The 9,849-nt window shown below is 70.9% G+C and carries 10 protein-coding genes; 2 read left to right on the forward strand and 8 right to left on the reverse strand.

Annotation, left to right across the window (positions count from 1 at the left end; translation table 11 throughout):
• Together AB0M88_RS38000 and AB0M88_RS38005 are read right to left on the reverse strand one after the other, a co-directional pair.
• Positions 1-323: hypothetical protein (locus tag AB0M88_RS38000; protein WP_364110682.1), on the reverse strand; the 323-nt coding region annotated here is incomplete at its 3' end.
• Positions 320-898 (reverse strand): hypothetical protein, encoded by a 579-nt coding sequence (locus AB0M88_RS38005; RefSeq protein ID WP_364110683.1) that lies wholly within the window; start codon positions 896-898, stop codon positions 320-322. The genes AB0M88_RS38000 and AB0M88_RS38005, both read right to left, overlap by 4 nt.
• A gap of 128 nt (positions 899-1,026) precedes the next feature.
• Between AB0M88_RS38005 and AB0M88_RS38010 the strand changes: the two genes are divergently transcribed.
• Together AB0M88_RS38010 and AB0M88_RS38015 are read left to right on the forward strand one after the other, a co-directional pair.
• Positions 1,027-2,364: a sensor histidine kinase gene (locus AB0M88_RS38010; RefSeq protein ID WP_364110684.1), complete on the forward strand. Its 1,338-nt coding sequence runs from the start codon at positions 1,027-1,029 to the stop codon at positions 2,362-2,364.
• Positions 2,361-3,020, forward strand: a complete 660-nt coding sequence (locus AB0M88_RS38015; RefSeq protein ID WP_364110685.1) for a response regulator transcription factor — start codon at positions 2,361-2,363, stop codon at positions 3,018-3,020. Before AB0M88_RS38010 ends, AB0M88_RS38015 begins: the two co-directional genes overlap by 4 nt.
• Positions 3,021-3,133: 113 nt before the next feature.
• On the opposite strand, the gene AB0M88_RS38020 is transcribed toward AB0M88_RS38015, so the two are convergent.
• From AB0M88_RS38020 to AB0M88_RS38045, 6 genes are all read right to left on the reverse strand, one after another.
• Positions 3,134-5,347, reverse strand: a complete 2,214-nt coding sequence (locus AB0M88_RS38020) for an FtsX-like permease family protein (RefSeq protein ID WP_364110686.1) — start codon at positions 5,345-5,347, stop codon at positions 3,134-3,136.
• A complete protein-coding gene (locus tag AB0M88_RS38025; protein ID WP_364110687.1) occupies positions 5,344-6,021 on the reverse strand; it encodes an ABC transporter ATP-binding protein in 678 nt (225 codons plus the stop codon). The genes AB0M88_RS38020 and AB0M88_RS38025 overlap by 4 nt, the downstream gene beginning before the upstream one ends.
• Positions 6,018-6,542, reverse strand: a complete 525-nt coding sequence (locus AB0M88_RS38030) for a PadR family transcriptional regulator (protein ID WP_364110688.1) — start codon at positions 6,540-6,542, stop codon at positions 6,018-6,020. Before AB0M88_RS38030 ends, AB0M88_RS38025 begins: the two co-directional genes overlap by 4 nt.
• Before the next feature lie 48 nt (positions 6,543-6,590).
• Complete coding sequence (locus tag AB0M88_RS38035; protein WP_364110689.1) at positions 6,591-7,934, reverse strand: alpha/beta hydrolase; 1,344 nt, start codon at positions 7,932-7,934, stop codon at positions 6,591-6,593.
• Between the two features lie 262 nt (positions 7,935-8,196).
• Positions 8,197-9,459, reverse strand: a complete 1,263-nt coding sequence (locus tag AB0M88_RS38040; RefSeq protein ID WP_364110690.1) for an EAL domain-containing protein — start codon at positions 9,457-9,459, stop codon at positions 8,197-8,199.
• Positions 9,460-9,501: 42 nt separating this feature from the next.
• On the reverse strand, positions 9,502-9,849 hold a 348-nt coding region (locus AB0M88_RS38045; RefSeq protein WP_364110691.1), incomplete at its 5' end, for a hypothetical protein.

The raw sequence follows: 9,849 nt of genomic DNA on the forward strand, positions 1-9,849 counted from the left end.
CCGTGGGGGCTTCGGGGTGCGTGGCTGCTCGGGTTCGGGTGGCCGCGGGGGCGCCCCGCGCCCCCGGCCGGCGGCACCGCGGTGAGCACACCGGGCTCACCCAGGTGATCGACCGTGTACGAACCGGTGTACTGGAGCGTGCCGCTGAGCTGCACGGTCTGGGTGAGCGTGCCGCGGGCCACGGTGGCGGTTCCGTTGGAGACCCCGGCCGGCGGCGGATCGGCGGCCCGCGGCTCGTCGCGGGCGGCGTAGGCCACCCCGGCGACCAGCGGCGCGGTCACCGCGATCGCGAGCACGGTCACCGCACCGCGCCGCCGGGTCATTTCTTGCCCCCGCTCTTCTCACCGCTGCCGCCGGTGATCTTGACGTCTCCGCTCCAGATGCTCTTGCAGGCCTGGTCGATCCGGTTCCGCAGCTGCCCGGGCATGCCGTGGGCGATCGAGGTGCCGGTGACGTCGAACTCGCCGGCCTGGTTCGGGTCGGGGAAGTCGGGGACCCCGTGTGCGCGGACGCACTTCGCGTATTCGCCGAGTTTGCGCAGGTCGTCGGCCGTGAGTTGCTGTTTGGGGCGGAACGCGTTCGGCGGGTACCGATCCTCGATCGACTGACACGCGTCGATGATCGACTGGTGGGTCCGGAGATCGTCCTTCCAGTTGTAGCCGCCTACGGGCGGAAACTGGAGATACCCGTCCTGGGTGAGCTGGGCGTCGGGCATGCGGGTCAGGCCGTGGGTGCGCAGGCACTGGACCCATTGCTGGCCTTGGGCCAGCAGTTGCTGGCGGCTCGCGGAGGCGGACGCCGACGGGTTCGGCGAGCCGGCCGGATCGGCACCGCTGCAACCGGCGGCGCCGACCGCGACGAGCGCGGTGAGAAGCACTGTGGACGTTGTCTTCCTCATGCCGACACAGTCGCGTCCGCGGCGGCCCGACTCGTCACACCACGGTCGGGACTTCGGGCGCGGACGGTATCGCGGATGTAGTACCTGAGTCTGACGCCACCGGCGTCCCCGCTTCCTACGATGGGCGCATGTCCCGGTTCGCGCGGCGCCCACTGCTGACCGACGCCGCCCTGGCCATGGCCCTGCTGGCGCTGACCCTGACCCCGGGCCTGCTCGGGGCCGCGCTGCAGCCGCGGAAACCGGGCGACCCGACCACCTTTCTGAGAGCGGCCGGCGTCCCGTCGGACTCCGGCTGGTGGCTGTTCTCCGGCCTGGTTCTCGCCGGCCTGCTGTTCCGGCGGCAGTGGCCGGTCCCGGCACTGGCGCTCGTCGCAGCCGGCACGGTCGGCCATCTGGGGATCCAGACGAAATTCCAGCTGCTCGACCTGGCCCTTCCGCTGGCGCTCTACACGGTTGCGGCGACCGCGCAGCGCCGGCACGCCGCGCTCGGCATGCTGGCGCTGACCATGCTCCTGACCTACCTCGGAATGCTCGCCGGCCGGATAAGTGTCCAAGACCTGCAGAACGCCGCGGTGGCCGCGAAACAGGCGCAGCTCCAGGCCCAGGGTGGGAAAGATCCCGACGTCAAGGTCGTAGCGGGGCAGAGCTCGATCGTCTCGGTCGACGTCCTCATCGACACCAGCCAGTCGGTACTGGAGATGTGGCTGCTGTCGGTCGCGGCGTTCGCGATCGGCGACGGCATCCGCAGCCGCCGCGCGCATCTGGCCACCGTCGAGCAGCGCACCGCCGACCTGGCTCGCGAGGAGCGGCAGCGGGCGGCCCTCGCGGTCGCCGCCGAGCGCACCCGGATCACCCGCGAGCTGCACGACGTCGTCGCCCACGGCATGTCGGTGATGGTGGTGCAGGCCCAGGGCGCACAGGCGGCGCTGGAGCGACACCCCGACCGCGCCGCCGACGCGCTGCGACACGTGATCGACATCGGCCGGTCGTCGCTGGCCGAGATGCGCCGGCTGCTCGCCGCCGGGCGGCCCGACTCGGACGACAGCGCACGGCTCAGCCCGCTGCCGGGCATCGGCGCCGTGCCGGCCCTGATCGACGACCTGCGCCTGGCCGGCATGCCGATCGAGCTGGTGATCGAGGGTGTGCCCAACGCGGTGCCGGCGGCGGTCGACCTGTCCGCATACCGGATCGTGCAGGAGGCGCTCACCAACACCCTCAAACACGCGGGCACCGGCGCGAGAGCGCGCGTCCTGCTCGATTTCCACCCCGATCGCGTACGGGTGGAGGTCACCGACGACGGCAAGGGCGTCGCCGGCGGCGAGGACGGGCACGGGAGCGGACTGCGCGGCATCGCGGAGCGCGTCGCGCTGGTCGGCGGCGAGCTGGAAGCCGGCCGCGGTGACGACGGCTCCGGGTTCCGCCTGGCCGCGATGCTCCCGCTCACGGCCGACCTGGCCCGACCATGACCGTGCGGGTCGTGCTCGTCGACGACCAGACCCTGGTCCGCACCGGGTTCAAGCTCGTCCTCGACGAGACCGCCGACATCGAGGTCGTGGGCGAGGCCGCGAACGGCTCCGAGGCCCTCGACGTGGTCGCCGGCACCCGGCCCGACGTGGTGCTGATGGACGTACGCATGCCCGGGCTGAACGGCATCGAGGCCACCCGCCGCATCCGCTCGGGCCCGCACCCCGCCAAGGTCATCATCCTGACCACCTTCGACCTCGACGAGTACGTCCTCGCCGGCCTGCGCGCCGGCGCGAGCGGCTTCCTCCTCAAGGACGCACTCGCCGCCGACCTCATCTCCGCCGTACGGGTCGTCGTCTCCGGCGAGGCCGTCGCGGCACCCAGCGTGACCCGCCGCCTGTTCGCGCACTACCTGGGCCAGGCGCCCGCCCCGCCTTCGGCCGACGAACGGCTGGCCGCCCTCACCGGCCGCGAGCGGGAGATCCTGACGCTGATCACCCGGGGCCTGTCCAACGCCGAGATCGCCGGGGCGCTCACCCTGGCCGAGAGCACGGTGAAGACCCACCTGAGCCGCATCCTCGCCAAACTCGGACTGCGCGACCGCGTCCAGGCCGTGATCCTGGGCTACGAGTGCGGCCTGGCCCGCACAGACCGATAGCGCGGTTCAACGGGGCCGGACACCGCTCGCCTATCGGCGGCCGAGCGGCTGTGATCAGTCGGTTCCGGTTCGGCAGGCCGGGATGGCGATCGCCGGAGTCCGCGGTCTGGCGCCTATTCGAAGCGAGCTGTCTGCAAGGAGGTGAGTCGGCTGAGTAGCGGCAGCGCGGTGGCGGCGGACAGGGCGACGGCGATGAGGATTCCGCTGCCGAGGGCGGCCCAGTAGGTGGGGTCGGGGGGTTTCCAGGTGGTGTGGTTGGCTTCGATGACGATGGCGGCCAGCGCGAGTCCGAGCCCGGCGCTGGTCAGGGCGATGGTCAGCAGGGGTGCGGTGGTTTCGGCCAGGACGACCCGGCGGAGGTTGGCGGGTTGGGCACCGGCCAGCCGGAGCAGGGTGAAGGGTCGTTTGCGCTCGACGAGGCCGCCGGCGATGGCGACGGCGAGGCTGCAGCCGGCGATCAGCAGTGTCAGAGCGAGCGCGACCGTGACGAGTCGTTGCAGCTGGATGAGTCGGTGGTTGAGTTCGGCGTTGGCGTCGGCGGTCGTGTCGACGGCTGCCTGACCTTCGCCCACTGCGGCGGAGATAGCGGTGCGGGCCGTTTCCAGGGTGGTGGTACGACCGTCGGTGGCGACGCTGAGCGCGGCCAGCGGCAGGCTGTCGAGCCTCGCCGACGGTACTGGGTGGGTCAGCGTGCGGAAGGGCTTATCGGTCACGCCGAGCAGATGCAGGTCGACGGCGACGACGGCGCTCGGGTCGGGGCACGCGGCCACTCCGGTCGCGTTCAGGTCGGCGCAGGTCAGCAGGGCGGATGCGGGCGTCTCGTGCGGTTGGGCCTGGGCCGTTGTCCAGTTTTCCGGTGCCCGGCGGATCGCGGTGATGTGTGTGATGCCGGGAGTGGTGCGTAGCCGGGCCAGGAGTGCCGCGGCGGCGGCGGGGCGGATGCCGGTGGCCTGCCGTCCGCCGAGCAGGGCCGTCACCGTTCCTGGAGGCAGCGGGATGCTTTTGGTGCTCTGGCCGGTCATGACGCTGGGCAGCACACCGCAGATCAGGCTGGCGGTGAAGACGGCGAGCACGAGGCCGCTGATGGACCGGAAGCCGGCGGCCGGGTTGTTCTGCAGGCGCCGACCGGCGAGCAGGGCGGTGGTGCCGCGCAACTTGAGCATGGTCGTGCCGACGAGGATGGTCAGCCACGGGCCGAGGGTCATGATCCCGGCGATGACGACCAGGAAGGTGGCCGATACCCCGACCATGCTGGATTGGCTGCCGTGGTCGCCGACCGAGACCGGCAAGGCGATGGCGAAACCGGTCAGGCCGGCGCCGAGGGGAATGAGGCGGCGCCAGGTCGGCCGGGGCCGGGGTGTCTGCCTGGTCACCCCCAGCGGGGAGATCCGTACGCGACGCAGCGACAGCTCCGCGGCCATGATCGACAGGGCGGGCACGCCAAGGAGGATGATCAGCGCGGGGACGGCGTACAGCCGCAGGTCGGAGGGGAAGAAGGTGTTGCCGTCGAAGGGGATTCGGGCCACGGACGGGCGGACGACGGCGAACACGGCGATGCCGAGCACGGTGCCACACACGGCGGCCAGGCCGGCTTCGATCGCGGCCAGCGCGGCGGCCTGGCCGGGCGTGACGCCGACCAGTCGCAGCGCGGCCAGCCGTTGTTCCCGGCGGGCGGCGGCCAGACGAGTCGCGGCCGAGATGAAGACGACCACGGGCAGGATCAGTGCGATGATGCCGAGGGTCAGCATGATCCGGAGGAACTCGTTGTACCCGTGCCGGACCGGGGCGCCCTCGATGCTGCGTACCTCCTGGACGCCGGTGAAGGCCCGCATCGAGGCCGGATCGTGCCCGACCACGACCATCAACTGCTGCGGCCCGGCAAGCGCGGCGTCACCGATCGTTTCGATCGGCCGGCCGGGGAACCGTTGGGCCAGCATGTCGGCGGGGGTGTCGGAGATCAGCCGGGCCAGGGCTGGGGAGACCGCGTACTGGCCTGGTCCGGGAATCCGGGACAGGCCCGGCGGCACGGGCGCCCGGGGGCCCTCGGCGGCCACGTCGACGCGGATCATCTCCTGCTTGCCGTAGTGGTCCGTGGCCCGCAAGAACAGCAGAGGATCAGTGGTCGATTCGTTTTGCACGGGCCGGGCGTTGTGCGCTCCGGTGGCCAGCCATCCGGCCCGGAGGTCGTGGGCGTGCAGGGCGGGAAAGGCGACGGCGCTGAACAGCAGCAACGCCACACCGAGCGCGACTCCGAACGCGGTGACTACAAGCCGGACAAGAGCCTCTCGGCCGCCACCCAGGATCAGCCGTGCCGCCAGGCGGATCATGACGGCACGAGGGTGTCGGCGCGTCCGTCGCGGACGACGACCTCACGGTCGGCGCAGGCGGCCACCCGCGCCTCGTGGGTGACCAGAACTACGGCCGCTCCTTGGTCGCGGGCCGCGTCGACCAGCATGTCCATGACCCGCTGCCCGGACAGCGAGTCCAGGGATCCGGTCGGCTCGTCGGCGAACACGATGTCGGGCCGGGACACCAGGGCCCGCGCTACGGCCACCCGTTGCGCCTGCCCACCCGACAACTCACCGGGCAGACGTGCCAGTAGCCCCGTCAGCTCCAGCCGATCGAGCAGTTCCTCGGCCCGCAGGCGGGCGGGCGAGCGGCGGACACCGGCCAGAATCAGCGGCAGCATGACGTTCTCGACGGCCGGTAACTCGGGTACGAGTTGACCGAACTGGAAGACGAATCCGAAGCGGTCCCGGCGCAGCAGTGTGCGGGCCCGTTCGCTCAACCGGTCGATACGTTGCCCTTCGAAACGCACCTCCCCGGCGTCCGGGCGCAGGATCCCGGCCAGACAATGCAGCAGGGTGGTCTTGCCGGACCCGCTGGGTCCCATGACCGCCACCACTTCACCGGCGCTCACGGCGATATCGGCGCCGCGCAGCGCCGCAGTGGCGCCGAACGATTTGGTGACCGCATGAGCAGTCAGGAGAGCATCGGTCATCGGGCGACCTCCTCGGCGATCTGGTCCAGGCGGGCGGCGGTCAGGTCGATCCAGCGCAGATCTGCTTCCAGGTGGAACAGGCCGTACTCGGCGGCCAGCGATTCGGTCAGCCGACGGCTTCGACGCAATCCGTTGAGCTCCCGCATCCGGTCCAGGTGGGCGGCGCGCTGCCGGTCGAGATAGGCGGCGGCCGGACGGCCGGAGGACACCGCGAGCACCACCTTGGTGAACAGCACCGGCTGCAGCTGAGGCTGTGGCGGCTCGACCCGGTCGAGCCAGTCTTCGAGTGCGGTCACACCCGAGGCGGTGATCGCGTAGCGCTTGCGCTCCGGTCCGGCGCCGGGCTCGGTGCCTTCGGTGAGCACGAGGCCGTCGCGTTGCAGCCGGCTCAAGGTGCCGTAGACCTGCCCGAACGACAGTGGCCGGTCGTGGCCGAACAGGGTGTCGTACTCCCGTTTCAGCTCGTAGCCGTGGCTGGGCTGAGGCTCCAACAGGCCGAGCAGCGTGGTCGAGACGGTCATGACGAGAAAGTACGCTGAGCGTATACGCGCATGGAATACCTCCGGGGGTCATCGGGGGAACACGGCCGGGCAATGGGTGTCCGGAGCCGGCGTGATCAGGTCGGTGAGGTAACGGTCGACCGCCGAGCGGACACAGTCGGTCTCCTCGTAATCGACGTGCGAGGTGCCGTCGTAGGTCAGCAGGATCGCGCTCGGCCCGATCTGTGCGGCAGCACGACGGGCGCCGGGGTAGGGAGTCGCGACGTCGTACCGGCTGTTGACCATGAGGATCGACGGCGCCCCGCGCACGACCAGCGTGTGCTGCGGATCGGCGACCGGGTGCGGCCAGCCAAGACATCCGGTCACATCTTTGAACCCGGTGGTGGAAAGGTGCGTGTGCGGGGCGCTCCGCGCCATCGCCCGGCGCAGCGTCCGCAGGTCGGCGAGGCTCGAGATGTCCCATTGGTGGTCCTCACAGACCATGGCGGTCTTGGCGGCCTCCTCCGACGGGGACGACGTCGCGCTCATCGGCCGGGCCACCGTTGCCGGGCCGGCGGTGGCGGTGGCGGTGACAGCGGGCTCGTTCAGGACGGCGAGCAGGTTCTGCGCCAGATCGGGCCACTTCGCGATGCCGCCGAGCTCACCGCGGATGAAGTCGATCAGGATCTGGGGAGTGATGGCGTTGCCCGGGAAACCCGGCACCGAGATCGTGCCCTCTTGCGCCCGGGCATACAGCCGATCCAGCACGCTCTGCGCGTCGCGCGGGTACAGGGCGCAGGCCGGGGTGCGCCCGCACCAGCGAGCGAACTGTCCGTAGGACTGCTCCTGCGCCTGGCTCAACCGGGTCACCCATGTCAGGGCGCCGACGCTGTGGTCCTCGTTGCTGTCAAGCGCCATCGCACGGATGCGGTGCGGGAACAGCTCGGCGTACTGCTCGCCGATCAGGGTGCCGTAGGAGATGCTGAAGAAGGTCAGTTCGTCCTCGCCGAGCGCCGCGCGGAAAGCGTTCAGGTCACGGGCATTGCTGGTCGAGTCGAGGTGGTCGTACAGCGGGCCGGTGTCAGCCCGGCAACTTGCGCGTAGCTCCTCGTTGTAGGTCTTCAGCACGTCGAGTTCGGGCTCAGTAGTCGGGAACAGCGATGCCGGATGGTCGAGCAGCGCGCTGTCACACCGAACCGGGTGACTCTGCCCGACCCCGCGCGGATCCCAGCTGACCAGGTCGAAACGGGCCAGCAGCCCGGCGGAGAGATCGGCGGCACCCTGCTCGACGAAATCGAGGCCGGAACCACCCGGGCCGCCCGGGTCGACCACCAGGGAACCGATACGCCGGGCGGGATCGGACGCCCGGTGCCGGACGACGGCCAAGCCGACGGAGGCGCCGGCCGGGTGCCGCCAGTCGACGGGAACCCGCAAGGTGGCGCAGTCGAAGCCTGCCGCGCCGGCACACGGGTGCCAACGGAGCCCCTCGACCGGGCGGCCCGTGGCCGCCGAAGCCTCGGCTGCCGGACCGCCCAGCAGTGCCATGACCAAGCCCATGGTTGCGGCAACTCTTCGCATGATGTCCCCTCGCGACCAGCACGGTGTATGCACGCAAGGTATACGCCCAGCGCGTACCAGGTCATCAGGGAAAGCCCCTACGGAGCCGCCACCCGGCCTCCCGGTCGGGTGGGGCCCGTCATGGTTCGGTGAGGCGGCCGATCATGGAATGCGCGGCGGCGGTGACCAGTGCCCGGTCATAGCTGACGACGAACTCGAACTGGCGGTCGGCGTCGGCGCCGGCATCGCCGAGGTCACGGGCCATGAGGGCGGCGGCGGTGTGTGCGCCGAGGACGACAACGGTCCATTCGTTGGCCAGCGGGTCCTGCACGGGCAGGTTGCCGCCGCGTACGCCGGGGGCGGGCTCGGCGGGCATGTCCACGCCGAGCGCGGCGACGAAGGGCAGGCGGCCGGCGAGTTCGGTGAACCGGCGGGTGGTGGACGGGCGGAAGAACCGGACGTGCTCGAACGCGGCGAACAGCACCGGTGGGACCGCGGCTTGCAGCGCCATCAGCTCCAGCGTCTTGGACACCGGGACGAGCAGGTGCTTGGGTGCGTGACGGATGTGCCGGCCGGTTCCGATCAGTTCGTAGGGTGTGGCCCGCAGCGCGGTGCCGATGGGGCGGCCGGTGAACCGCTCGGGCCGGAACGTCGACGGCGTGAACCGGCGTTCGCCGCGGCTCCAAAGCCAGCCCTGGCCCAGGGTTGCGCCCAGAACAAGGGCCCGGGTCAGATCCTCGGCCGTTTCAATGCCCTCGGCGACGACTTCGGCGCCGGCTTGTTCGGCGTACGCACGGACGGCGCCGGCAACCACGACGGTGGCCGGGTCCTTGACCGTACGCAGCAGCTTCAGGTCGAGCTTGACCACCTCGGGGCGGAGCAACGGTATGAACGCCAGTGACTCGGGATGCACGCCCACGTCGTCGAGGGCGATCGCGCATCCCGCGGCGCGAAGCTGCTCGGCCCCGGTGAGCACCGCGGCGAGGTCGTCAGCCAGGGCCCGCTCGGTGATCTCGACAACCACCTGGACATGCGGGGCGCGGTTCGCCAGGGCGTCGAGCACCACGTCCAGTCGCCGGGTCAGGGTCGTGGGCTCAACATTGACGAACAGCGTCACCGGCCGCCCCTGCGACAGGGTGGCGGCGTCAGCCAGGGATGCCCGCAGTGAGGCCCGCTCCAGGTCGGCGAGCCGGCCGGCCGCGCGAGCAGCGTCCAGCAACGCCATCGGCGAGTGCAGCCCGGAGCCCTCGGGTCCGCGCAGCAACGCTTCGAAGGCCACCACTGCGCCGCTGTCGACGTCGACGAACGGCTGATAGACGCAATGCAAGCGGCCATCGCGCAGAACGTGATCTAGGCCCGTGACAGCCTCACCGGTAACGTCACGCGTGTTGACGACACCCATGATCAGCCCTTCGGCAGAGCGGCCGCCAAGCTGAGTCACCTTCTAGTTCGGTTGGGCGCCGCCGCGGTGGCGTTCGGTTTCGAGTCGGACGCGGTTGGTGGCGTTGGTGATGGCGTGGATCTGGTTGGCGAGGTGGGGGTGGTGGCTGAGGTGTCGGTGGGTGTCGGCCAGTAGTGCGGGTAGTCGGGTGGCGTCTTTGTCGGCGAGGGCGTCGCGGAGTCGTTCGACTTCGGTGGTGGCGCAGGGGTCGAGGTCGTTGAGGGCGGTGACCTGTCCGGCTAGTTGGCGTAGGTCGGCGGTGTTGGTGTTGGCCCATTGGGTGACGGCGCGGTGTCCGGCGCGGCGGTTTCGTTCGGCTTGGACTCGTTGGTCGCGGGTGCTGCCGTGCTG

It is taken from the genome of Actinoplanes sp. NPDC051411, assembly GCF_040682075.1.
GTDB lineage: Bacteria > Actinomycetota > Actinomycetes > Mycobacteriales > Micromonosporaceae > Actinoplanes.